At 44.2% G+C, this 24816-nt stretch carries 24 protein-coding genes; 15 read left to right on the top strand and 9 right to left on the bottom strand.

All coding sequences use genetic code 11. The features are described 5' to 3' along the window. Positions 1-32: 32 nt before the first annotated feature. Positions 33-794, bottom strand: a complete 762-nt coding sequence (locus tag R8G66_15790) for a hypothetical protein (GenBank protein MDW3193834.1) — start codon at positions 792-794, stop codon at positions 33-35. Positions 795-893: 99 nt separating this feature from the next. Next, complete coding sequence (locus tag R8G66_15785) at positions 894-2159, bottom strand: cystathionine gamma-synthase family protein (protein MDW3193833.1); 1266 nt, start codon at positions 2157-2159, stop codon at positions 894-896. 153 nt (positions 2160-2312) lie between these two features. On the opposite strand from R8G66_15785, the gene R8G66_15780 reads away from it, so the two are divergent. The 6 genes from R8G66_15780 to R8G66_15755 all read left to right on the top strand — a co-directional run bounded on the left by R8G66_15780 (position 2313) and on the right by R8G66_15755 (position 9094). Then, the gene (locus R8G66_15780) at positions 2313-2771 is read left to right on the top strand and encodes an Lrp/AsnC family transcriptional regulator (protein ID MDW3193832.1); all 459 of its coding nucleotides are present in this window, start codon (positions 2313-2315) and stop codon (positions 2769-2771) included. An 18-nt stretch (positions 2772-2789) separates the two neighbouring features. After that, positions 2790-4226, top strand: coding sequence for an aminotransferase class V-fold PLP-dependent enzyme (locus R8G66_15775; protein MDW3193831.1), 1437 nt, complete (start codon positions 2790-2792; stop codon positions 4224-4226). After that, complete coding sequence (locus tag R8G66_15770) at positions 4223-5305, top strand: glycoside hydrolase TIM-barrel-like domain-containing protein (protein MDW3193830.1); 1083 nt, start codon at positions 4223-4225, stop codon at positions 5303-5305. The genes R8G66_15775 and R8G66_15770 overlap by 4 nt, the downstream gene beginning before the upstream one ends. Before the next feature lie 125 nt (positions 5306-5430). Then, entirely contained in the window at positions 5431-5775 is a 345-nt protein-coding gene (locus tag R8G66_15765) for a helix-turn-helix transcriptional regulator (protein ID MDW3193829.1), read from the top strand. 85 nt (positions 5776-5860) lie between these two features. Beyond that, on the top strand, positions 5861-8515 hold the full coding sequence (locus R8G66_15760) for an ABC transporter permease (GenBank protein MDW3193828.1): 2655 nt from the start codon (positions 5861-5863) through the stop codon (positions 8513-8515). A 159-nt stretch (positions 8516-8674) separates the two neighbouring features. Beyond that, complete coding sequence (locus R8G66_15755; GenBank protein MDW3193827.1) at positions 8675-9094, top strand: hypothetical protein; 420 nt, start codon at positions 8675-8677, stop codon at positions 9092-9094. Between the two features lie 78 nt (positions 9095-9172). Here the strand turns inward: R8G66_15755 and R8G66_15750 are convergent, their stop codons facing one another. Genes R8G66_15750 through R8G66_15740 form a run of 3 tightly spaced genes read right to left on the bottom strand, consistent with a single transcriptional unit; the run spans position 9173 to position 10775 of the window. Further along, complete coding sequence (locus R8G66_15750; GenBank protein ID MDW3193826.1) at positions 9173-9682, bottom strand: hypothetical protein; 510 nt, start codon at positions 9680-9682, stop codon at positions 9173-9175. Between the two features lie 27 nt (positions 9683-9709). Beyond that, complete coding sequence (locus R8G66_15745) at positions 9710-10306, bottom strand: hypothetical protein (GenBank protein ID MDW3193825.1); 597 nt, start codon at positions 10304-10306, stop codon at positions 9710-9712. Beyond that, the gene (locus R8G66_15740; GenBank protein ID MDW3193824.1) at positions 10299-10775 is read right to left on the bottom strand and encodes a sigma-70 family RNA polymerase sigma factor; all 477 of its coding nucleotides are present in this window, start codon (positions 10773-10775) and stop codon (positions 10299-10301) included. Before R8G66_15740 ends, R8G66_15745 begins: the two co-directional genes overlap by 8 nt. Positions 10776-10871: 96 nt before the next feature. Here R8G66_15740 and R8G66_15735 point away from each other — a divergent pair, with 96 nt between their 5' ends. The 3 genes from R8G66_15735 (at position 10872) to R8G66_15725 (ending at position 13961) form a co-directional block, all read left to right on the top strand. Further along, positions 10872-11081, top strand: a complete 210-nt coding sequence (locus R8G66_15735) for a hypothetical protein (GenBank protein MDW3193823.1) — start codon at positions 10872-10874, stop codon at positions 11079-11081. Between the two features lie 138 nt (positions 11082-11219). Next, a complete protein-coding gene (locus tag R8G66_15730; protein ID MDW3193822.1) occupies positions 11220-12590 on the top strand; it encodes a mercuric reductase in 1371 nt (456 codons plus the stop codon). Between the two features lie 108 nt (positions 12591-12698). Then, positions 12699-13961: a DEAD/DEAH box helicase gene (locus R8G66_15725; GenBank protein ID MDW3193821.1), complete on the top strand. Its 1263-nt coding sequence runs from the start codon at positions 12699-12701 to the stop codon at positions 13959-13961. 12 nt (positions 13962-13973) lie between these two features. Here R8G66_15725 and R8G66_15720 read toward each other — a convergent pair whose 3' ends face one another. Beyond that, on the bottom strand, positions 13974-14453 hold the full coding sequence (locus R8G66_15720) for a hypothetical protein (GenBank protein ID MDW3193820.1): 480 nt from the start codon (positions 14451-14453) through the stop codon (positions 13974-13976). An 89-nt stretch (positions 14454-14542) separates the two neighbouring features. Continuing rightward, on the bottom strand, positions 14543-16864 hold the full coding sequence (topA, locus tag R8G66_15715) for a type I DNA topoisomerase (protein ID MDW3193819.1): 2322 nt from the start codon (positions 16862-16864) through the stop codon (positions 14543-14545). A 120-nt stretch (positions 16865-16984) separates the two neighbouring features. Between topA and R8G66_15710 the strand changes: the two genes are divergently transcribed. Together R8G66_15710 and R8G66_15705 are read left to right on the top strand one after the other, a co-directional pair. Next, positions 16985-17470, top strand: a complete 486-nt coding sequence (locus R8G66_15710; GenBank protein MDW3193818.1) for a histidine phosphatase family protein — start codon at positions 16985-16987, stop codon at positions 17468-17470. Next, positions 17470-18492, top strand: a complete 1023-nt coding sequence (locus R8G66_15705; GenBank protein ID MDW3193817.1) for an agmatinase family protein — start codon at positions 17470-17472, stop codon at positions 18490-18492. Before R8G66_15710 ends, R8G66_15705 begins: the two co-directional genes overlap by 1 nt. On the opposite strand, the gene R8G66_15700 is transcribed toward R8G66_15705, so the two are convergent. After that, on the bottom strand, positions 18467-19078 hold the full coding sequence (locus tag R8G66_15700) for a TlpA disulfide reductase family protein (GenBank protein MDW3193816.1): 612 nt from the start codon (positions 19076-19078) through the stop codon (positions 18467-18469). The two genes, R8G66_15705 and R8G66_15700, sit on opposite strands and share 26 nt — an antisense overlap. Before the next feature lie 265 nt (positions 19079-19343). On the opposite strand from R8G66_15700, the gene R8G66_15695 reads away from it, so the two are divergent. Next, entirely contained in the window at positions 19344-19655 is a 312-nt protein-coding gene (locus R8G66_15695) for an endonuclease domain-containing protein (GenBank protein ID MDW3193815.1), read from the top strand. A 52-nt stretch (positions 19656-19707) separates the two neighbouring features. On the opposite strand, the gene R8G66_15690 is transcribed toward R8G66_15695, so the two are convergent. Then, positions 19708-19902: a hypothetical protein gene (locus tag R8G66_15690; GenBank protein ID MDW3193814.1), complete on the bottom strand. Its 195-nt coding sequence runs from the start codon at positions 19900-19902 to the stop codon at positions 19708-19710. Positions 19903-20013: 111 nt separating this feature from the next. Here R8G66_15690 and R8G66_15685 point away from each other — a divergent pair, with 111 nt between their 5' ends. The 3 genes from R8G66_15685 to R8G66_15675 all read left to right on the top strand — a co-directional run bounded on the left by R8G66_15685 (position 20014) and on the right by R8G66_15675 (position 24569). Further along, a complete protein-coding gene (locus R8G66_15685) occupies positions 20014-22263 on the top strand; it encodes a Tex family protein (protein ID MDW3193813.1) in 2250 nt (749 codons plus the stop codon). 85 nt (positions 22264-22348) lie between these two features. Next, positions 22349-24145, top strand: a complete 1797-nt coding sequence (locus tag R8G66_15680) for a hypothetical protein (GenBank protein MDW3193812.1) — start codon at positions 22349-22351, stop codon at positions 24143-24145. Beyond that, complete coding sequence (locus tag R8G66_15675; protein ID MDW3193811.1) at positions 24129-24569, top strand: hypothetical protein; 441 nt, start codon at positions 24129-24131, stop codon at positions 24567-24569. Before R8G66_15680 ends, R8G66_15675 begins: the two co-directional genes overlap by 17 nt. The last annotated feature ends 247 nt before the right edge of the window (positions 24570-24816 follow it).

Here is a 24816-nt window from a genome sequence, read left to right as displayed (position 1 = left end):
GATATTCATGTCGTTAAATGATGGTGCAGTATTCAGTCTCCGCCTTTCTTTCCCAACTTCAATACATTGATGTCAGCCATGACTCCTACAGAAAAAATGAAGGGTTCATGAGAGAACTCAACTTCTTCGTCCATGGGAAGGCTTAATCCTAATTGTCCCGTGAATTTCACATTTTTATGACCAAATCGGAGCGTAGCTGTAGGTTCGAAGAAAGTGTCACGGAATTGTTGATCATTGAGGTTCACCCTGACGAAAGCGATTTTGGGTGTGAAGCCGGCATCAAACTTTTCACTGGAATAGCCGATGGTAGGCTGAATGAAAACTTTATTAAATGTGCTAGAGGTGATGAAAGTATCATCATCGATTTGAACACCGTTGTTGATGGGACCAAAAAGGCTGGTCTCGACATTTTCAAGATTGCCGTGGCCAAAACCTACTATTGCCTCCAGTCGCAATCCATCTTCGGCGATGTGATAATAGCCCAGGCCTGCTTCCCAGATACGATGTTTCTTGTTGTCATTGATGACGATCACATCATCGTCATTTTCCTCAAAGGAAGAAGTTGTAAAATCCCGATCTTTCAAGCTCGCATTGGCGGTAACGACCAGATTTCCGGGAACAGCGGCGGCTACTTGAACATCTAATCCGCTTACACCGGTAGCAATTTCACCATGCATTTCTCCTTCTTCCGTAAAAAGTCCCGTGTTGACTTTGTTGGGGACATAGGCCGGTGAGCAGGAAACAAGCCATAGGCCTATTAAAACGATGATTAGTTGGTGTTGAGAGCATTTCATAGAAAGGCGACTTTAATCGTAGTTCGAGTAGTAAGACAAAACAAAAAAGGGCCACCCCCAAGGCAGCCCTATTATCATTTTTCCAGTCACTTCTGGCATTCAATAGGTAGCCATCAGTTCAGTTTCATTGGTAGTCACCAGTTCGAAAGCAGCTGTCATATCGTTGATCAGATCTTCAAAGTGCTCTACACCCACGGAAAGCCTGATCAGGTCATCATTGATTCCTAATTTCATCTTCAAATCAGCATCCACTCCTACATGGGTCATGGTTGCCGGGTGCTGGATCAGGCTTTCAGTGCTTCCCAGGCTCACAGCCAATTTGATCAATTTCAACTGATTCATGAATTCAAAAGCAGCTTTTTGGCCACCTTCAATTTCAAAAGAGATCATAGCTCCAGGTGAAAGATATTGTCGTTGATAAATTGAGTAATCCGTCGAAGTTTGATCCAGATGCCCCAGGTAATGAACCTTTTTTACCAGGGATTGAGTAGATAGGAAATCAGCAATACATTGTGCATTGTACGCTTGTTGTTCCATCCTCACTTTCAGGGTTTCGAGGCTTCGCATCAAAAGCCAACAAGTATGTGGACTGGCCATATTTCCGAGGAATGTTCTCAGCACTTTCACTCGTCCGATATACTCATCGTTGCCAAGTACTGCACCTGCAATGAGGTCGCTATGGCCTCCTATGTATTTCGTGGCTGAATACAAAACCAGGTCGGCACCATGGTCGAGGGGATGAGACCATAGTGGCCCCATGTAGGTGTTATCGACCGCCACATGTACTTTTTCCTGCTTACTGAAGTAGTCCGCCACTTCCTTGCACATAGAGATGTCAATCAGATCGTTGGTAGGATTGGCAGGAGTTTCCAGATAGATCATTCGCAAGCGATCGGCTTTTCCGCTTTCCTTGATCATTTGAATCAGGGTTGCTTTAGGGGTTCCGGGTAGGAAGCCGATGCTGTCAATTCCTGTGGACTTCAGGTAGTGATTGATGAAGTGATCGGTGCCGCCATAGGTTGGCATGCTGTAAAGGAGGAGGTCTCCGGGTTTGAGGAATTCCAACAATACAGTGCTAATGGCGGACATGCCACTTTCAAATACAGCACAAGCATCTGCACGGTCCCAGAGACAAAGTCGGTCTTCCAGTATTTCCAGGTTGGGGTTGTTGATGCGACTGTAGATCAAGCCGAGTTCTTCTTCTTGTTCCTGATCGCGAAGGCCGTAGGCTACTTCGAAGAAATTTTTCCCTTCTTCAGCGGTTTTGAATACAAAAGTAGACGTTTGAAAGATGGGTGGTTTTATAGCTCCCTCAGATAATTCCGGCTTAAAACCATGGGACATCATTAGACTTTCGGGCTTCATGCGTTTGGGGGTTTTTTCCTCAAAATTAGATTTAATGAAACTGTGTATTGTTGTTGGATGAAATATTGGTAATTGTTCCTGAAATAGTTAAAATTTTAGATTATTTTACTTTTTTGAATAAGGTACGCACGCGTAAAAGGAAAATTTCCGCTTATGAAACTGGATGAAATTGACGTCAAATTACTGGGAAACCTACAAGAAGATTCAAGGGCCAATATCAATGACCTGTCCAAAGCATTGAACCTCACGAAGACTCCCATCTACGAGCGGATCAAGCGCTACGAGAAAGAGGGGTTGATTGAGAAATTTGTTGCCGTGCTGAACAAAGACCTGATCCAGGGAATGGTGGTTTTTTGTTCGGTCTCATTGGATAGTCAGAAGTTAAGCTTGATTGACTCTTTTCGTGAGGATGTGCGTGAGTTGGAAGAAGTGATCGAGTGCTATCTGATGGGCGGTGCCAATGATTTTTTGCTCAAGGTGATGGTGAGAGATCTCAATCACTACCATGAGTTTTCATCCGGGAAATTGGCGGCGATTCCCAATGTACGAGAGATCAAGAGCATGTTTGTCCTCAATACCGTTAAACACACAACTAAACTTCCCATTTACTGAGTTGCTTATACTTGCAACATGAGTTTGATTGCTACCATTCAAGCGCTGGAAAAAGAGAGTGCCGTCCTTTCTCCGAATGAGATTGATAGAGCTTCATTGCGAGAAAGTGTGCTAAAAATCACCGAAGATTTCCTTCAAGAAATTGGAACTTCTCCAGTTTACGGCAAAGATGAAACTGGGAAAAGAACTTATGAACGTCCTTTAAAGGAACCAGAAGGATGGGAAGACCTTCTATCAAAGGTGAAAGATGAACTGGAACTTCCAGGCATTAATGCCGCTTCTGGCAGGCACTTGGGCTACATCCCCGGAGGAGGAATCTACCTGGGGGCATTAGGAGATTATATCGCGGCGGTATATAACAAGTATCAGGGTGTGTTTTTTGCTTCTCCAGGTGGCGTCCGCATGGAAAATCAACTGATCCAATGGATGGGAGATTTGGTTGGTTATCCCGAGGGTTTTGCCGGCAACCTAACTTCGGGAGGGAGTATTGCAAATCTTACGGCTGTGGTAACGGCCAGAGATGCGCACCATATCAAAGGGCGGGACATTGAACGGACGGTGATTTATGTATCGGAGCAGATGCACCACTGTCTGAACAAGGCCTTTCGAATTGCTGGAATGGGAGAGGCGATCATCCGGCAAGTGCCGCTGGATGAACATTTTAAACTCAGACCCGATGCCCTGGAACATCAAATCAAGTCAGATATTTCCGAAGGTTTGAAACCCTGGCTGGTCATTGCTTCAGCGGGAACGACGGACACGGGTGTGATTGATCCGCTTCAAGAAGTCGGGGAGATTGCCCAACGATATGACTGCTGGTATCACATTGATGGAGCTTATGGAGGGTTTTTCTTGCTGTCCGAAGAAGTAAAGGCGCAACTGAAAGGTATCGAATTGTCCGATTCAGTGGTCATGGATCCGCACAAAAGTATGTTTATCCCATACGGGATAGGAGCTGTGGTGATCCGGGATCGGCGCAAGCTGTACCAGTCACATTACTACATGGCAAACTACATGCAGGATACGTTGGAAGCGGAGGAGATCTCGCCAGCCGATCTTTCACCGGAACTGACCAAACACTTTAGGGCATTGCGCATGTGGCTTCCTCTGAAGCTTTACGGCTTGGAGCCATTCAAAGCTTGTCTGTCTGAAAAGATCCATTTGGCCCGGTATTTCCATGTCGAAATCTCAAAAAGAGCGGGTTTTGAAGTGGGGCCTTTTCCAGATTTATCCGTTGTATATTTTCGATATTTACCTAAAACAGGAATGGCCAATGCATTCAATGAAAAGTTGGTCAAGCTCATCATGGAAGATGGAAGGGTCTTTCTCTCCTCTACCGTGCTTCATGGAAATTACGTGATTCGTTGCGCGGTGGTGTCCTTTCGTACCCATCTGACGGATGTTGATCTGGCCCTACAAGTCATTGACGAAAAAGTAGCTGAACTAGAGGCATGAAAAGTCAAACATCGAATCAAAGGAATGTCCTTTACGGGCTGTTGTTAAGCCTGCTGACAGTTGCTTGTTCATTAGAGCAAAGGTCCGCTGAGAGCAATCCAAAAGTTGAGGTATCCTTGAAAGACAAGCAGCGTGGAGCTCATGTGTTTGGACGCATGGATTCCACTGATTTTCAATTCCTGGCAAAGGATCATGTGGAATGGGTCACGCTTGTGCCCTATGGCTACCAGGAAGGCATTGCGAGTTCCGAAGTATTTCATCATCGAGGCGATAGTGCGAGGATGCAACGTAGGAATGAACGCTGGTTGCAGCAGATCAAATCCACCCGAGAAGCCGGTTACAAGGTATTCGTCAAGCCTCACATTTGGATGCGTACTTCAGCTGATGGGAAGTGGCGTTCTGATATCTATCCTGCTGATGATGAAAGTTGGGAGCAGTGGAAATTGACCTATCGCCATTTCATTTTGCGTTATGCACGCCTGGCAGAAGCCGCAGGTGCAGAGATGTTTTGTGTAGGAGCTGAACTTACCCGCCTTACCCTGGAGAAGCCTGAATATTGGCGTGAGTTGATCACAGAAGTCCGTACCGTATTTTCAGGAAAATTAACCTATGCGGCCAATTGGTACCGGGAGTTTGAAGGCATCACCTTTTGGGATCAGTTGGATTATGTAGGGGTTCAGGCGTATTTCCCATTATGCGACCATGAAAATCCGGATGTAGCTAAGATTGCAGAAGGATGGAAACGACATATCCCTGCTTTGGAAAAAATTCATCTGAAGTCGGGGCGTCCAGTACTCTTCACAGAACTGGGTTATAAGAGTACACCTAACAGTGCCCAAAAACCCTGGGAATGGATGGAGTACGAAAATATGGATGAGATGAAAGTCTCTTTTGAAACCCAATCCAATTGTTATCGGGCATTCTTTCAGACCATTTGGCCCAAACACTGGTTTGCTGGTGTACACCTTTGGCAATACCGCAGCGATTTCGAAGCACTCACCAAGGATCTGCAATTCGACTTCACCCCACAAGGAAAACCTGCTGAAGAGGTGATTAAGGAAGGGTTTAAGAGAAAATAGTAAGGAATTTATGCTTCCATTGATTCCAGCTAAAACAGATCACAAATAGGAATAGCAAAACTACAATTAGGAAATAACCTATTTTTTCTTTAGCCTTGCATCAATACTGCAATTAGGAAATAACCATGGGTAAATACCAGTTAGGTGAATTTGAAGAAATTGTTTTGTTGACTGTAGGAGTGCTTTACAATGAGGCTTATGGTGTGTCCATAAAGTTCTCGATTGAAGAGCGCCTGAAGAGATCGGTAAGCGTTGGTGCGCTGCAGTCAGCTCTTAAAAGGTTGGAACAAAAAGGTTACGTGACTTCTCGTGCAGGGGAAGTAACCAATGATCGGGGTGGAAGGCCTAAGCGATATTTTGAATTGACGCCATCCGGTAAAGCGGCGATAGATTATGCTCGTGATCTACGAAATCAACTGTACAGTGAAATTCCGCAAGTGATCATGGACCTTAAACCTAATAAGTCTTGAATGCTCCCGAAACATTCTATGAACTGGCAATTGAAGACAGATCATTTCACATTAGAAGAAACCCGATCTTAAACCCATCACTCATATGAAACAGCAACCACCGAAGTTTTTATTGAATCTGTTTAACTGGTTTTGTCACCCGGAGATCAAAAGATATGTAGAAGGAGACTTGATTGAGATTTTTCAACATTACGTGAAGACCAAAGGCGTCAAAGTGGCTTATTGGAAATTGACCATAGAAATTATTAAGCTCCTTCGTCCTTCCTTAATGAAGAGCCTAGAAGGGAGTCTCCGTTTGAATTATTATGGTGTGTTTAAGAATCATGTTCAGGCCTCGATGAGGAACCTAAGGAAACAAGCTGCCTTCTCCACCATCAATATGCTTGGGCTGGCAATTAGCATGTCAGTTGCGATTTTGATGCTCATATTTCATTCAGAATTGTCTGCGTTTGATGATTTCCATCAGCACCGAGACCGAATTTTTCGTGTGACTAGCACTCAAGTCGGTGGAGCACATTCGATGGAGATCAATCGTGCAACGGCCTCTTTTTTTATAGGTAATGAACTGAAAAGTAAAGTTTCGGGTGTTGAGGAAGTTGCGATTCTAATAGATGATTTGCAGGCAGACCTTGTGGCCAGCGGAAAGGGCATATCAGTTGATGGTTTTTATGGTACGCCAGATTTTTTCAGGGTTTTTTCATTTGCACTCAAACATGGTAACCCGATGACTGCACTCAATGAGCCGAATGCAGTAGTACTCACAGAGCAGGCGGCAAAAAAGTTATTTGGAGAAGAAGACCCAATGGGGCAAGTGATTGAAGTCTTCAAAAATGAGTTCATTGAAAAGGCGATCGTTAGAGGTGTGGTTGAAGATCCCCCGGTCAATTCGCACCTTCGATTCGATGCAATTTTTTCCTTGAGCACTTTGGAAGAACACGTTACTGATCCATATGTTAAGAACCTGAAAAGCAACCCTGGTGAGTTAAGTGATGCCAATGTTTATGTACTCCTTGCTACCGATCAGCCACCCCGAATGATCGATCAAATCATGGCACAAATGATTGATGGGTACAATCAAACCATAGAACATCCCATCACTCATCAGCTTCAGCCTATGGAAAGCTTTGTGTTCAGTGACACTTTCAGAGGTATTGTCGGTCCCACTTTTTCACAACGTCGATCATGGGTGATGATGGGGCTGGCATTGATCATTGTATTGTCTGCCTGCTTTAATTATACCAATCTTTCGTTAGCTCGTGCTATCAGAAGAACGAAAGAGATAGGTATTCGAAAAGTCAATGGAGCTAGCAGTCCCCAGGTGTTTACTATGTTCATGACTGAAGCCGTGATCCTTTCAATGTTTGCTTTGGGTGTTGGTTTTTGTTTGTTCTTGTGGCTTCGGCCAGAATTCTTGAAGCTGTCAATCGATTGGTCCAGTGGCCACAATATGTTTTTATTGGAAGTAAAAAACCATCATCTGCTGTTGTTTTTGGGACTAGCACTTACGATTGGTTTTTTATCTGGAATCGTCCCTGCATTTTTTCATGCCAAAATAAATGCATACAGCCTGTTTCGGGATGCAAGCAAGTTGAAAATGTATAGCGGGGTGAGCCTGAGAAATGTATTGATCGCTACACAGTTTGCCATATCCATCGGTTTGATTACTACGGCAATACTGATCAGAAATCAGTATGAATTTGTTCTCAACTACGATCATGGTTATAACCCGACAAACATTCTATCTGTAATCGTCGAGGGAGACTATATTGATATCCTTGAAAATGGATGTCAGCAACTTCCGGAAATAACAGAGATATCTAAATCTTCATGGGTACTTGGCGTAGGTGGAGATAACCTCAAAATATCCATAGCGAAAAATGAAGATCTTTCTCAATCAACCCCCTTTCTTGTAAATAGTGTAGATCGCAATTACTTGCAGATGCATGATATTACCATGATCGAAGGGCGATCATTTGATCGAGACCTGGGGCCAAATGAACAGCCCAAAGAGATCATTGTTAATGAATCCTTTCTCAAAAAATTAAACCTGGGATCTCCTCAGGAGGCCATTGGGAAACAGATCGGGTATTATAAACGAAAGTTGACAATCATTGGCGTCACAGAGGAAACCGTAAGTATTGGTTTGACGAAAATGCTTTTCGAACCTTTTGCTTTTCTTCAAACCAGCGATCATTCGAATTATACTTCATTAAACCTGAAAATTGAGACGAGTGATCTGGTGGGGACCATTAGTAAGATTGAGAAGATCTACAACCCCCTGGATATTGTTCATCCCTTCAATGCCAGTTTCTATAATGATATGATCGTCCGCAGTTACCAGTCTCGAAAAAGTGAATTTCTTACGATTTCATTCCTGGCATTTCTCGCGGTGGTCATTTCAACCTTAGGGTTATTGGGTATGGCCGTTTTTTCAGCTGAAAATCGGATAAAAGAAATCAGCATTCGTAAAATACTTGGAGCAGGCAGCTTAGATCTGGGTGTGCTACTCTCCAGGAATTTCTTTATTATGACCGTTATTGCAGGTTTGATAGCGGTACCTGGTGCTATTTACATCGCCGATACGCACTTGCTTGTCGATTTCTGGAAACGAGCTCCAATCGGAACCGAGGAAACGCTCATTGGCTTTTTCCTGGTTCTAATTATTGGGATCATTACGACAGGCAGGATCATACAACAGGTAATTTCTAAAAACCCAATTCATTACCTTAGAGATGAATGAGTTGGATTAGATCATCGCTCTAATCATATTAAGAAATATACCTTTGGAAAAATCGCAGCGATTTCAATAAACTCACCGAGGATCTAAATTTGACTTTACCCCACAAGGAAAACCTGCCGAGGAGGTGATTATGGAAGGGTTTGGGATATCTGGCAATTGATGAGCGTTATAAAGATTTATTTCTGGATGACTATGGTTATTACCGTAATTGCTTCCATACTGAATGTGGGATTATTGATGATCATTATAGCGATTGTGGTTATTCCATTAATCGTTTCCCAGATTAAAATTGGTCTAAATCTGGAATACCTCCATAGTCAGCGTCTGATGCTACTTTTCTCATCCACTAATTTTCTGATCTTCAGTTTGATTCGCCCAGATGGAGTGCATGGTTTCAATCAAACCGGGTTTACAGCACTGGTAGTATTCTTTGGTTATTCAAACACTTTTCCTATTGAAATGATCGATGAGGTTTTGCTTATTTCTTGCATCTCGTTATTCGTCCAAATCATTCTGAATGTGGTCATTCTAAGAAAACTCAGGGTACTAAAAAATGAGGATTCGATGATTTCAGGCTAGTCTGACAATATACATCACTTAAACTTGAGCGAGTAAAATGCCTCTTCGGGAAGATGGTTTTGATAAACTTCCTGATCATCAAAAAGAATGAGAATAAAGGCATCGGCTACGTCTTCTTTTGTGAAGGATGTTCATCACACAATATTGATATCCCTCTCCAAAACCGGAATTCAATGGAAAAAAAGTGGTGCCACCATCGTCTGCTCCAAATTCCTCTTGAACAGCTTCAGGATTAAATCGGGTCACCTGATATTCATTCCCACCGGACAAGTTCAATTGGTTAACAGAGGTCAGGCTGATGTACATTTTGTTGGGGTTAGCAGCAATTTCTCCGGAATCTAATTCACGTGCTAACTCATCCTGAATGAAAAAGAACGTGTACCTGATCTCAATGTTGAGGGAGTCATGTTTGATGGCATAATAATAGTAAAGGTCATCATTCTCCTTAGTGGCCGTTTCTGAAAAACCTGTAGGCATATTGAACGTCATGGAATAAGATTCCAGGATGTTATTAAATGCTTCTCTGTCCTGAGCTAGAGAGGAGGAAATAATAACAATTAGAAGTAATGTAGATAAAGAGGATTTCATAGAAGATTGAATGAATATTGACTTTAACTACCCAGCCTCTTCCAACTCCTTTACCATGCCTTTTAGTCGCTTGATCTTTTTACCATAAATGAGGTTAACCATCCAGTTTCCAATCAGAATCATCAGACCAATGCAGATAATGCTTATGCCTATCAGTTTTAACCACGATTGCGCATCCCTGGGAAAATCTTCACCACTTTGCTCGATACCCAACCAAAGGCCGTAGATAAAACTTCCCGGGAATACTGTCCAGATCAGTACTTTGTAGTGAAGCAGGTAGAAGTTAAGGTATTTGTAGAGTTTCTTGAGGCTGCTCCTTACATCAGCCAGGTAGTTAAATTGATTGATGGACCTGATCAGGAATAAGTAATAGACCAAATAGACGGCTACCAGCAGCGAAAAGAAAATCAGGAATCCATAAGATTCCATTTCGAGGAACATCAAGACGATGAATGGGAAAGAAATCACATTGATCCAGAACTCTATCCATAAGATCACCTTGATCCAGTACAAGGTATTTCTGGATTTTCCCTTGATCGCCTCGTCAATATCAATTTCAGGCTCGTTCGATCGGTTGGCCTGTTTACCTTTTGCCCACAATCCTTGAATATCGATATCAGCCATTGATCATCTTCTTTAACTGGTTTTTCAATCGATTCACTTTTACCCCTACGTTCGTGACTGTCATACCCAGGATCTCAGCAATTTCTTTGTAGCTCTTATTCTCCAGATACAACAGCATGATAGCCCGATCACCTTCTTTCAATTTTCTAATAGCTGCATACAACATTTCGATCTGTTCCTTTTCTTCGCTGGAGATGTCTTCGGAGACATCTACTTTATCCAATGAAAAAGTTTGGATCTCGCGTTTGTTTTTCCGGGCCAGAGAGAGGCACACATTCAGTGCCACCCGGTAAACCCAGGTCGATACCTGCGACTTTCCCTCAAATCGCTCATGAGATTTCCAAAGTTGAACGGTCACTTCCTGAATAAAATCTTTTAATTCTTCTTCACTGCGCGCATATGCCCGACAGATATGCCGGATCAGGTCGATATTTTCAGTGACAAACGTCTTAAAAAAGGCCTGAGACACGCGTTTAGAACATTAGTAGAAGAAAATTCAAATTTATTTCAGTTCAACTGTAATAAATCAGCAGAAAGATAAACTAATGAAGCAAATCATCATCCGATGCAAGTAACTCGAAACCGTAAAAATATCGTTCTGCTAGGCTGCGTGCTCGCCCTGGGTATTTGTTTTTACAGTCCAATGGTAGAGATGCCAAGAGAAGAAATGGTTTCTTTTCTGGAGCCGAGAATCGAGTTTTTGAAAAGTGTTCGGTTCACGATCTTCGATCATAGTCTTGATCTGGTTTTAGACTGGCTGAAAACGAAGGCTTAATCAAATAAACCGATGAAATAAAGTTCGCCAGAGGACTTTATACCAAAAACACGACAACCAAGATCAAATCAAAGAGTCATTTTAATTAGAATTTTCGGAAATTAAGGGTTTGATTTTTTTAGCACTAACCCCATTTCCATGCAAACTTTCCAGCACATCATCGTCGGGACCGGACAAGCTACTGGTACGCTTCTCGGTAAATTAATTCCAACAGGCGATAGCATTGCCGTAATCGAAGGTGCCAAAGTGGGTGGCAGTTGCGTGAACTATGGATGTACACCGACCAAAACCATGGTGGCTTCTGCCAAAGCACTGCACATGGCCCGGCGAGGAGAATTCTATGGATTTGAGACAGGAGACATCAAACTCAATTTTAGCCGTGTGCTGGAGCGAATGAATGAAATCCGGAATGGTGGTAGTAATGGGCTGACCGGATGGATGGAGAGTACGAAGAACGTGACCCTGATCAGAGGTTGGGCCAATTTTGTGGAAGACAAGATCCTTGAAGTAAATGGAGATCGGATCACTGGTGAAAAGATATACATCAACGTGGGTACCCGTCCGGGAGTGCCGCCGATCAAGGGGATTGACGAAGTACCATGGATGGATAGTGCCGGCTTATTGGATTTACAGGAAGTCCCTGAACATTTAATGATCGTTGGCGGTGGGTATATTGGCGTAGAATTCGGGCAGGTATTTCGAAGATTCGGAGCAAAGGTGACCATCTTGCAGCGAGGAGATCAGCTGATGCCACAGGAAGACAAAGACATGGCGGATGCTATACAGGAATTCCTTGAAGAAGAAGGGATCGATGTTCGATTGAACACCAGTGTGAATGCGGCAGGACAAGAAGGAAATGGTATTTCACTAGCGTTGGAAAGTGGAGGCAAGGCAGAAACACTTTCAGGGTCTCACCTATTGATTGCTGCGGGGCGTACGTCTAACAGTGATAAGTTAACCTTAGAAAATACCAGCCTTAAAGTGAATAATAGAGGCTTCATTGAAGTAGATGACTATTGCCAAACTGGAGTTGAAGGAGTTTATGCCGTAGGAGATGTGAATGGCCACGGAGCCTTTACCCATACGTCGGTCAATGATGCCGAGATTGTGTTGGATCATATGTTCGGTGGAAAAAGAAAGATCTCCAATCGCATTCCGATCTATGGTTTGTTTACAGATCCACCACTTGGCAAAGTTGGATTATCAGAGAAAGCAGCTATTGCCAAAGGATATAAAATCATGAAAGCCACCCGGGCCATGTCGAGGATCAGTAGGGCAAAAGAAATGGGCGAGACCAAAGGCTTTGCCAAGCTCATTGTCGATCAGGAAACAGATCTGATTCTGGGTGCTGCCATTTTAGGGCCAGGAGGTGATGAGATCGTCAACATGTTTGCGGCCATCATGCACAGCCAGATTCCATGTAAAAGTTATCGCGAAGTTGTTTTAGTGCATCCTACTGTATCTGAACTCATGCCTTGGGTACTGGATGGACTTAAGCCCTTGAATTGAAAATATATCTCAACCACTTTCCGCAATAGCAACAAGCTTGCAGTACCTTCGAGCCTTCAAACTGAAATGACACTTTGCCAAAGGATCGTCATTTGGTAAAAGCTATTTATGTCATTTGAAAAATTAGGCCTGTCCAAGTCGCTCTTGCGGGCCATTACCGATAAAGGTTATTCCGAACCATCTCCCATTCAGCAGAAAGCGATACCGGTAGTCCTGCAGCGCAAGGACGTACTGGCCTCTGCTCAAACCGGAACAGGGAAGACCGCAAGTTTTACACTTCCGATTCTACAGTTGTTGAGTAAACAGCAACCTCAGAAAAAGCGCCCGGTCCGGGCATTGGTGCTTACCCCAACACGAGAATTAGCGGCACAGATCCTGGAAAATTCCGAAGATTATGGCAAATACCTGGATATCCGTTCCGCGGTGATCTTTGGAGGCGTAAAACAATCTAAGCAAGTAGAGCAGTTGCGAAGAGGAGTGGATTTCCTCATTGCTACACCGGGCCGCTTATTAGACCTACATGGTCAGGGACTGATCTCGTTAAAGCAAATAGAGATTCTGGTGTTCGATGAGGCGGACCGAATGCTGGACATGGGCTTCATCCATGACATCAAGAAGATCATGGCTCTACTACCTCGAAAGCGTCAGAGCCTCCTTTTTTCGGCTACCTTTTCGTCGGAGATCAAGAAACTGGCCAAAGGGTTTCTCTTTCACCCGGTCACAGTGGAAGCTACTCCGGAAAATACTACTGTGGAGCTCATCAATCAGAAGGCTTATCGGGTAGATAAGAAAAGGAAAACGGACATGATCCTGGACATGATTGCCGGTGGTAAATGGCAACAAGTTTTGGTGTTTACTCGAACCAAGCACGGTGCTAACCGGCTGGCGCAGAAGATGCAAAAAGCAGATATCAGCGCAGCAGCCATTCATGGCAACAAGACCCAGGCTGCGCGAGTTAAGGCGCTGGCTTCTTTCAAGGCCAATGAAATCCGGGTATTGGTGGCTACGGACATTGCTGCGAGGGGATTAGATATTCCTTTATTGCCACATGTGATCAATTTTGAGATGCCCAACGTGCCGGAGGACTATGTCCATCGGATCGGACGAACAGGTAGGGCGGGTGCGAACGGCGTGGCCATATCGTTGGTCGCGGAAGATGAAGTGGTATACCTACGAGAAATTGAAAAATTGATCGATCAGCAAATTCCTTGTGAAGAGATGGGAGGCTTTGAGCCAACAGAGGAAGCTACGGATGTTGGAGCCGCTTCTAAGCAGGGACAGCATCAGCAGAAAAAGCCTCGGCCTAAAAAGACCGAAGGGCCCAAAAACAAGCAGAAAAGACGGTGGAGGCCCAAGCGGAAGTCTGAGTGAACTGAATTCAACTCACCTTAGCACATATCCCACCTTCACGAAGAAATTTTCAGGGCTTTCAATGGCGGTTCCGAAGACGATATCATTGATTTCTAAATACAAACCTAAAGAGTAGCCTGGGCGAAATATGTTTTCAATAAAATCACCCCCTGATTCTGACGTGAAGGCTGCTCCAGCCATTAAATTGGTAAAAAGTCGGATAGTTTTTTCATCACTCATGAAATAATACCGCACCCCAAATAATGCGTTGATCCCGGCAAAAGTGTTGATCCTGTTTCCTGTAAGGCTCGCTGAAAGTTGCACGTCAGAGCTGAAACGCCTGGCATTTTTACGATACATGTTGATGCCAATATGAACTCCGTTCGGATTTCTTACAAAAGAATCCAGTTTACGTACGTATCCAATAGACGGTGAGAAAGCACGCTTTTTGTCCTGAGCTTGCAAACTCATCACTGCCAGTACCAAAATAATAATTAGTGAAAACCTCATCATGGAGAAGAAACCGCAAGGATCAAAGAAAGTTCGGCCTGTTGAGAAGTCAGACGGAGTTTTTATCCTCCCTGCCGATCAAGTTAGGAAGACTACTTCTTCCTACCTCGTCCTTTTTTCTCAGGAGTCTTTTCGGCCAGTTCCTTGCACTCTTCGTAGGTCAGTTCTTCGGGTTTTTTGTCTTTTGGGATCTTGACGTTTTTCTTTCCAAACTTGATGTAAGGTCCAAATCTCCCATTCAATACAAAGCACTGATCATCCTCATCGAAAGTCTTGATGTATTTGTTTGCATCTGCCTCTCGTTTTTCTAGGATCAACTCGATGGCCTCTTCCAGGTTGATGGTATAAGGATCCTGCTCCTTTTTCAGTGAAGCAAATTTGCCATCGTGACGTATATAAGGACCATAACGACCAGTGTTGGCCTGAACAGGCTTTTCTTCAAACTCTCCAAGTGCACGTGGTAGTTTAAACAACTCCAATGCATCTTCAAGGGTGATGTTCTCGATGAATTGGTCTTTGCGAAGACTGGCATATTGTGGCTTTTCACCCGCTTCCTCCTCATTGGCCCCCAATTGTGCGTAAGCACCATATCGGCCCATTTTCACTGTCACAGGCTTGCCACTCTTAGGGTCATCTCCAAGCTCTCGTGAAGTTGGGACTTCAGAACGTTCAATTTTTTCCGTGCTTTCTACGCGTGAATGGAAACGTCCGTAAAACGCTTCAATCATCTTGTCCCAGGAGACTTTTCCATGGGCAATATCATCGAATTCCTGTTCTACATTCGCTGTAAACGAGAAGTCAATCACATTGGGGAAATGACCTACCAGGAAGTCATTCACGATCATGGCAATATTGGTAGGGAAAAGCTTATTCTTTTCCGCGCCCGTAATCTCTGTTTTAGTGGCTCGTTCGATCTTTTGATTGACCAGGGTCAGTTCGGTGTATTGTCTTTCATGCCCTTCTCTGGATTCCTTCAATACATATTCCCGCTTCTGGATGGTAGAGATGGTAGGTGCGTAAGTAGAAGGTCGACCGATGCCCATTTCTTCCAGTTTCTTCACCAGACTGGCTTCCGTATAGCGTGGTGCGTGTCTGGTGAAGCCCTCTCTGGCAGTCATGTCTTTTAAGTCCAGGTCCTGCCCGATATTCAATGGCGGAAGCATGGACTTGTTGTCCTCATCTTCTTCACCATCATCGTCCTGAGATTCCAGGTACACTTTTAGGAAACCTTCGAATTTGATCACCTCACCACGTGCGACCAGCTTTTCATCAGCTTTTGAAATATCGATGGTAGCTGTGGTTTTTTCCAGTTGAGCATCCGCCATTTGAGAGGCGATGGCTCGTTTCCAGATAAGCTCGTAGAGTCGATTCTCTGCGTTATTAGTCCCGAGTTTGTGCTTGTTAAAATCGGTAGGGCGGATGGCTTCGTGCGCTTCCTGTGCCGATTGAGATTTGGTTTTATAAGCTCTATTCTGAATGTACTCATTGCCATAAGCTCCGGCAATTTCCGTATTGGCACCAGTCACTGCTTCCTGAGAGAGGTTCACGGAATCCGTACGCATGTAAGTAATCCTACCTGCTTCATAAAGCTTCTGTGCCAAAGACATGGTATAAGCCACAGAGTAACCCAACTTTCTACTGGCCTCTTGTTGGAGGGTTGAAGTCGTAAATGGTGGAGCTGGCGATTTCTTGCCTGGTTTGGTTTCCAGGTTGCCGATGGAAAAAGTAGACTCGGCACATTTATCTAAAAACGCCTGAGCGTCAGCTTCATTATCAAATTTCTTTCCTAATTCCGCCTGCAGTACTTTGCCTTTCGGCAACGAAAAATTAGCCACGACCTTGAAGCTGGCAGTTGGTTTGAAGTCGGTGATCTCACGTTCACGTTCTACCACCAATCGTACGGCTACGGATTGTACCCGGCCTGCGGACAAGCCAGTTTTAATTTTTTTCCAGAGGATCGGGCTCAGTTCGAACCCTACCAATCTATCGAGGATACGACGGGCTTGCTGCGCATTGACAAGATCCAGATCTATCCCTCGAGGATTTTCGATAGCATTGGTTACTGCCTTTTTGGTGATCTCACGAAATACGATCCGCTTGGTTTTCGACTCCTGCAGCTCCAAAGCCTCTTTCAGGTGCCACGAAATGGCTTCTCCTTCACGGTCATCATCACTCGCGAGGTAGATGGTCTCGGCTGTCTTGGATCGTTTCTTTAGTTCTTTGATGACATCTTTTTTGTCCGGCGAAACTTCATAGGTCGGTTTGAAGCCATTCGCTATGTCAATTGCGTTTTCTCCTTTTGGCAAATCCCGGACGTGACCATACGAGGAAGTGACTTCATAGTCCTTTCCCAGGTAGCCTTCAATGGTCTTTGCTTTCGCAGGAGACTCTACAATGACAAGATTTTTCCCCATAATAGTCGTGTTTTACGGCGCCAAAGATGTAACCAATGTTTTGTAAACTCCAAGTGAACTTTGGCATTCAATGGATAAATTGCGTAATTCAACCCTCTGATTAACGCCGCCGCAATAATAATGGTTAAGAAACTTTATCTCGTAAGACACGCCGAAGCAGCCAATACGACTGCAAGTGATTTTCAACGACCTCTGACTGGTGAAGGAGAACGAGTCGCCCGACGCCTAGGGAAATGGGTGGATGAGCAAGCATTTTCTATCGATCAAATTATTTCAAGTACGGCATTGAGAGCCAAAACCACCGCGGAATTAATCAACGAATCCTTAGGCAAAGGTAGCGTTCAGCAAGATGCGGAACTGTATGAAGCTTCGGTGCGGACTTTTTTAAGGACGGTTAATGCCATTTCCGATGATATCAATGGGGCGATGATGGTGGCCCACAATCCTTCCATTACTTACCTCGCAGAGTACCTCACAGGATCTCCAGTTGTCAACATGGAACCTGGAAGTATGGCCATCATTACATTCTCCGACTTTGATTGGGCTGAAGCAAGTGAGAAAACCGGGAACCTGGATCGCTACGTTTCTCCAAGAGAGATCAGTTGATGGTCGATTTTGATCCGTCAGGAGTAGGCATAAAAGGCAGTCTGTTTGGTTTTCCTTATCAACCAGAAGATGCCGACCTGATCATTATTCCGATGCCATGGGATGTTACCGTTTCTTATGGAGCAGGTACAGCTTTGGGGCCAAAGGCCATTTTGGATGCTTCTGTTCAATTGGATTTTGAGCTTTATGGGGTGGAAAGACCCTGGTCTTACCCCGTGGCAATGGTTGAGAATTTATTGTTTGAGAAAGACAACATTCAAAGTCGTCAATTGGCCGAAGCCATCATTGATGAGCTTGAGCAAGACAAGCCAGTTGATTCTAATCAACTTAGGATGGTCAACCAGGCTTGCCAGGAAATGTTTTTGCATGGCCATGATTTGGCCAGTACCTGGTTGGACAGAGGAAAAAAGGTCGCTTTTCTAGGAGGTGATCACTCTACTCCGCTGGGTTTGATAAAGGCTTTGAGTGATCAACAGAGTTTTGGTATACTGCAGATTGATGCACACATGGACTTGAGACAAGCTTATGAAGGATTCGAATTTTCCCATGCCTCAATCATGTACAATGCCATTCGATTAGAAAGAATTCAGTCGATCACGCAAGTAGGTATCCGGGATTATTGCGAGGAGGAAGTGAATTTCATCAAGCAGTCCGAAAATCCGATCCATGTCTTTTATGACGATCAGGTGAAAGCCGGTATGATGCAGGGGCATTCCTGGCATGATTGGGTGGAGCAAATCATTGCAACGTTACCCGATCGGGTTTATATCAGTTTTGATATCGATGGGTTGCAGCCTTTTCTATGTCCTAATGCGGGTACTCCAGTTCCTGGAGGACTTACATTCGAAGAAGCCGATTATTTATTACGAGCAGTAGCCAGATCCGGTAAAGAGATCATTGGATTTGACCTGTCAGAAGTAGGTCCAGGGGAAAATGAGTGGGATGCGAATGTAGGGGCGCGTATCCTTTATAGATTGTGTACCTACCTGGGACTTTCTAGCGGTCAGTTAAATTGGGATTGAGCAGGTCGTCTGAGTTGAGAGAAGCCAAATAATTCCTAAATTCCTCCGTATCGTATTTGGCCATACCCGAACGCGTTACAGTAATGTTGCCTTTAGGGGAAATGACGAAAGTAGTCGGGATAGAACCGGTCTGATATTGTGGAGGCATGGCCGAACGTTGAAAGTAGACTGGAAAATCATAGCCTTTGCGTAAAATCCAGTTCCTGGCTTTAGCCTCATCTTCATCCCTTGAAAGCATGACAAAAGCTACTTCACCATTCATTTGCTCGTACAGCCCGTTTATGTCGGGCATTTCCGCGACACAGGGTGCACACCAGGTAGCCCATAGGTTCATGAAGATGGTTTTGCCTTTCAAAGAAGACAAGGACACTTGGTTGCCTTCCATGTCTTCCAGTAAAAGATCATATGAGGCCTTTTTCATCTCCTGCTCCAGTGAAGGTTGCATGATGCCTGTGGCCAGAATCCCCCGCTGCAAGGTGCCGATCACGGTCGTATGAAGCCCTGTGAAATAAAGGAACGATCCTACTGCGATCAGGATGATCCATTCACGTGCTTCTTTGGAAATTTTTCGTTGTTTCTCAGCCATGCTTCTTTATTCAGTCATCAAGAATACAATATTTTGAAAGGTAAGATTCCGATCCCATTAAAAATTAACAGAATTTGTCGTTCAATTTAAAGGAGTCCCCCTTGAAAGGGGGTGCCCGGAAAGGGTGGGGGATTCTTATCAAATTACGATTCAAACAACTTTCAGAATAACGTGTATTACTTACCCTATAACAAAAACCTTAAGGAGTTTTCAAGACAGCTAAGGAATAATAGCACATATTCCGAAGTTTTACTTTGGGAATGAATTGAGGGCTGCCCAGGTTAAAGGATTCAAATTCAATCGTCAAAAACCAATAGATAACTATATTGTTGATTTCTATTGTAAGAAGCTAAATCTTGTGATTGAAGTGGACGGAGAGAGTCATGTTCATGACCAGGCATCGATTGGAGATGAGAGAAGACAAAACCTTTTGGAACAAATGGGGGTGTCATTCCTCCGTTTTGACGATCTGGATGTGAAATTTATTATGACCTTTGTTCTAGGCGAAATATATCATTTCATTGAAGTCTGGAAAGCTTCGAATCCCCCTAGCCCCCTTGATAAGAGGGATTACTAAATAGAAGTCCAATAGACTCACTGTGCAATCACGGTTGATTACTCTCTCAAATTCACCCCACTACCTGTGCGCACCTCAATTCCTTCAGCACCTTGTGCCCAATCCTTTCGGTCGTTTCATTAAACTGAAAAAGGACATTGTCAGGATTTGCGTGGTTCATGGCGACCATCGAATTGAAATCAGCAATGTTGGAAAAGTAGTATTGCTGCTCTTTAGAATCGAACCAGATGACGGCACTTACTTTCATTAATGCTTAACTTTTGCTGATATATACGGGAAGACAGCATAATACCCCACCTTCTTTTTCTCACTTTCCAACTTTTTCTATTTTTTTGCGCACCTCAAAAAATAAAATTGAATGAGATCTCACTCGGAGAAGATTGCCAAAGAATTATTGATCAAACCCTCACAGGTCGATGCTACCGTTAGTCTATTGGATGAAGGAGCCACAGTTCCATTCATCTCCAGATACCGGAAAGAGCGAACCGGCAGTTTGGATGATCTGGCAGTCAGTACGATCCGCGATCGCATTCAGCAGCTTCGTGATCTGGACAAACGACGTGAAAGCATTTTAGGCTCCATCGAGGAACAAGGAAAACTCACTCCGGAATTGAAAGCCAAGATCAACGGAGCAGAAACGATGAACGTGTTGGAGGATCTTTACCTCCCATACAAGCCCAAGCGTAAAACGAAAGCTTCCGTGGCGAGGGAAAAGGGGCTGGAGCCACTTTCACAATTCCTGTGGAAGCAAGGACCTGAAGATGTAATGGCCGAAGCAGCTAAATACGTGAACGAAGAAAAAGGAGTTGGCAGCGAGCTTCAGGCGATCTATGGGGCACGTGATATCATTGCTGAAATGATCAATGAAGACGCCAGCGCCAGAGATGAGATCAGAAGATTGTTCATGAAGGAAGGGGTGATTTCCTCCAAAGTCCTGAAAGGTAAAGAAACGGCCGCCGCTAAATACAAAGACTACTTTGAGTGGACAGAAGGCATTGACAAAATCCCTTCTCACCGACTGCTGGCTATCCGGCGTGGAGAGCGAGAAATGATGCTGTTGGTGGACATTGCACCAGATGAAGATGAAGCCGTTTCTCGTTTGGAAAGGCGCTTTTTGAAAGGCAACAATGAATCTACAGAGCAGGTGCAAGGAGCGATCAAAGATGCTTACAAACGGCTGATGAAACCCAGTCTCGAAAATGAAGTCCGACTGGAATCCAAGAAAAAGGCCGATGGAGAAGCCATTCAGGTATTCTCCGAGAACCTGAAACAATTGTTGTTAGCCGCACCCCTGGGACAAAAGGCAGTAATGGCCGTAGATCCTGGTTATCGTACAGGTTGCAAAGTGGTTTGTTTGGGTAAGCAAGGTCAGCTGCTGGCATTTGAAGCAATTTTCCCAAATACCCCGCAACGCGAGACCATGAAAGCGGGTGAGACGGTGAAGCACCTGGTCAAGCAACATAACATTGAAGCCATTGCCATTGGAAATGGAACGGCAAGCCGGGAAACTGAGCAATTCATTCGAGCATTGGACCTGCCAGCTAATCTGGTGATTACTGTCGTCAGTGAAAGTGGTGCTTCTGTTTATTCCGCATCCGAAACAGCCAGAAATGAATTCCCGGATCAGGATGTGACGGTAAGAGGTGCTGTTTCTATTGGTCGTCGTTTGATGGATCCGCTGGCGGAATTGGTGAAAATCGATCCGAAATCCATTGGAGTAGGGCAATATCAACATGATGTAGATCAAAGTTCCTTGAAAAAATCACTCGATGACGTGGTAATGGCCTGTGTGAATGGGGTAGGAGTTGAACTGAATACCGCTAGCAAAGAATTACTGACCTATGTGTCGGGGCTTGGTCCTCAATTGGCAGAAAACATCGTTGCTTATCGCAATGAGAATGGTCCTTTTAAGCAGAGGAAAGACCTTCGAAAGGTGCCACGATTGGGGGACAAAGCATTTGAGCAGGCAGCAGGGTTCTTAAGAATCCAAAATGGAGAAAACTTACTGGATACCAGCGCGGTTCACCCCGAGCGATACGCCATTGTAGAGCAAATGGCAAAAGACCTGCAAGCGAATGTGTCTCAGCTGATGAGCAGTGCGGAGCTCCGCAGCAAACTGAACCTGAAGAACTACATGACTGATGAAGTCGGGTTGCCTACCCTGCAAGACATTGTACAGGAGCTGGACAAACCAGGGCGAGATCCCAGAGAAGCCTTTGAAGTCTTCCAATTTGCAGACGGCATCACGGATATTACCCATTTATCCGTAGGAATGAAATTGCCGGGTATCGTAACCAACATCACGAAATTTGGTGCTTTTGTGGATGTAGGAGTACATCAGGATGGCCTGGTTCACGTTTCACATCTGGCCGATAAGTTTGTTAATGATCCAAGCAAGGTGGTGAAGTTGCAGCAACACGTTCAAGTAACAGTGACGGAAGTCGATGTTTCCCGCATGCGCATTTCCCTTTCCTTGAAAGCCGATCCATTTGGTCAGGAACGTCAGAAAAAGCCAAATTTCAAATCCAAACAAAAGCCTCGTTCTTCAGAGCCAGAAGGGGATTTGCAGGCAAAACTGGCCATGCTGAAGGGGAAGTTCAACCGTTAATTGAGTTAGCTCTGGTAATACTGTCCCGATTAAGACCTGAATACAAGTTCGTTTTTTGTACTTTTACTGGATATAATTAAGGAATATGAAGAAGCTCTCTTTATTGATCCTCCTGCTCGTTGCTGTTGGTACACTTTCTGCGCAAAAAGTAAAGTACAAGGAAATATTCCCCGATCTGGAAGCTCGGAAATTCAACAAAGTCGAGCCGCTTTTGAAGCGATTCCTGGATGATGAAAAAAATTCGGAACATGCCAACGCCCATTATCAGATGGGTTTGATCACCGAAGCGCATTTCCTGCTACAAGACATTGTGGCGGATACGGCGGCCTTGTACACTTACGGTGAAGACGCGCTTGGCTATTATCGCAAAAGCATCACCTTGATCACTGAAAAAGAGTTGAAGAAAAATGATCAGTATTATCAAGCTTTCAATCGGCGCGATCTGCGTTCAGGGGAGTTTGGGATTAAAATGTCGGATGTACATCTGGCCATCGAGGAAAAAATAGCAACTGTTGAAAACAGAATCGCGGCGGTGAGATCATTCCATCAGGCCGTGGGTGAATTGACACGCATTGAAAGCGTATTACTGAAAAGCTTTAATGGGATTGTTTCAAATTCATCGAGCTACTACGATTTTCTTTTAAAGTCGGATCTTGAAACCATTACCGTGTTGGGTGACATGCAAGCGGCCTTCAAGTCGTTTGATGACAAAGCCAACGAGACGATGAAAGTAGGCAAGGAGCTGGGAGCCGAGGATTATTACAGTAATATCGAGTACCTGCCTGTCCAGCAATTTTCGGAACGAACTCCGAAGTTTCCGGATAGTAACACTATCATCCGTACCTGGCAGTTTTCTGATTGGGCTTCTAAATCAAGGAACCTCCTGAATCAAGAGATTTTCACGATGAAAAATGGACTGAAATCACTCAATAAGCAGCTGATGCAAGCCACCAATGCGTTAAAATCCGGAACTGCTTTGGCCGCCCCCGAAAGCATTCCTCCTGTTTTGAATACAACGCTGAATAAATATGATTCGCAGCCATTGCCAAGAAAATTGCTGCATGCTAAAATGAAAGAGAATGCCATTCGTTTTCTTACTGATACAACGATGAATACCATGTTACTGGACAGTTCTGTGATCGCCTATCAATTAGGCATGGCGGATAGTATCATGGATGCAATGGATGCGGTTGATGAATTACTTGATCTTGACGCCATGGAAATAACTCGGGGAGCCGAATATTATCCGGAATTTCTTCAGGCTTACGGAGGAGCGAACGGATTGAAAAACTATGCTGCAGGTACGCGTTCATGGATAGCTGGAATGCGAGACTATTGGCAAGCCAACAAAGACTTTTGGTTCATGCGAGACAATTGGGGCGTTACCGCAACAGATACCATTCCTTTACACGTAGTGGACAACACTTATGAAGGTGATTTTGTAACCAAAGGATACCTTGATCTTCCAGATAATGAGATCATGACTTGGGGGTTTAAGCGAGATTCCGTGATCGGGTTTGTGGCTCGATTCGGAGCTGATCGGTCACTCGTATGGGAGAGGCGATTTGAGACAGAACTACTTTATGTCGACATCAATTATGCATTCGAGACAGATACCCTGTCTTCCGATTCTTCTCAGGTTGCATTTTACATCTATAAAGAGCTAGTAGCCGGAGAGTCCAATATCAATGTCGTGAATGTGGAATTAGCGGGAGAACTCAATTGGTCTGTCAATGCACAAACCAGTCGAAAACCAGAATACACGACCTATAGCCATGAGATTGGAGAAACCACGATCTTCCTCTATCCTCAGGAGCAATATCCGCTGACCAATGGTGAGTTGGGCTTCCTAATTATCAATCGCGATGGTGAAGTCAGGTAAGTTTTTGCTCTTACTGATAGGTTTCATTTGGGCGTGCAGCGAGGACTTTAGTAGCCAGCTCTATGACTATCAAGTCGAGCGATTGTTGACAGGTGGCGACCAGGCAACCTGGTCTCCTACATCTATTTTGCTCAATGGTGATCAACTACTCAATGACTGTGCAGATTCAGTATTGTTCATGTTTGAACTCAATACAGATGACTCCTTATCATTACGTCGCCTGAGACCCAACTGTCCGGGAGGTACCTTGTACGATACGTTGGGAATTGAGAAAGGGAATGCCTCGGTTGATGAGCAGATTTTCACAGATTCCATACGCTTTTCCGATGGGGGTTTTTTCCTGATCAATTCCGTTTTTTCCCAATCGTTAGAAATCCAATCGGGGGACACAATTTTGCGTTTCAGGCGCTTTTCAACCGATTAAATCTCGCTGTTAGGTGTTTTAACGCGTATTTCAGTGGTTGATCGAGTAATTCATCCGATTAGTCGAATATTAGATATGTCCTACTAGGAGTTGGATAATTTAGCTGTGTTATTGATCCACTTTAATTGTTTACCTGACCAGAAGGGTCGCCTAACGGACAATAAGCAATAGCTTGAAAATTCTTGAAATAGTTAAAAAAGACCTGCAATCACTACAATATTCTTCTTTTATCTATCTTTGAGGAAGT

The sequence above is a fragment of the Cytophagales bacterium genome, from assembly GCA_033344775.1.
Classification (GTDB): Bacteria; Bacteroidota; Bacteroidia; order Cytophagales; family Cyclobacteriaceae; genus JAWPMT01.
Note: the sequence above shows the minus strand (reverse complement) of the source record. Positions and strands in the feature narration are given on the sequence as shown.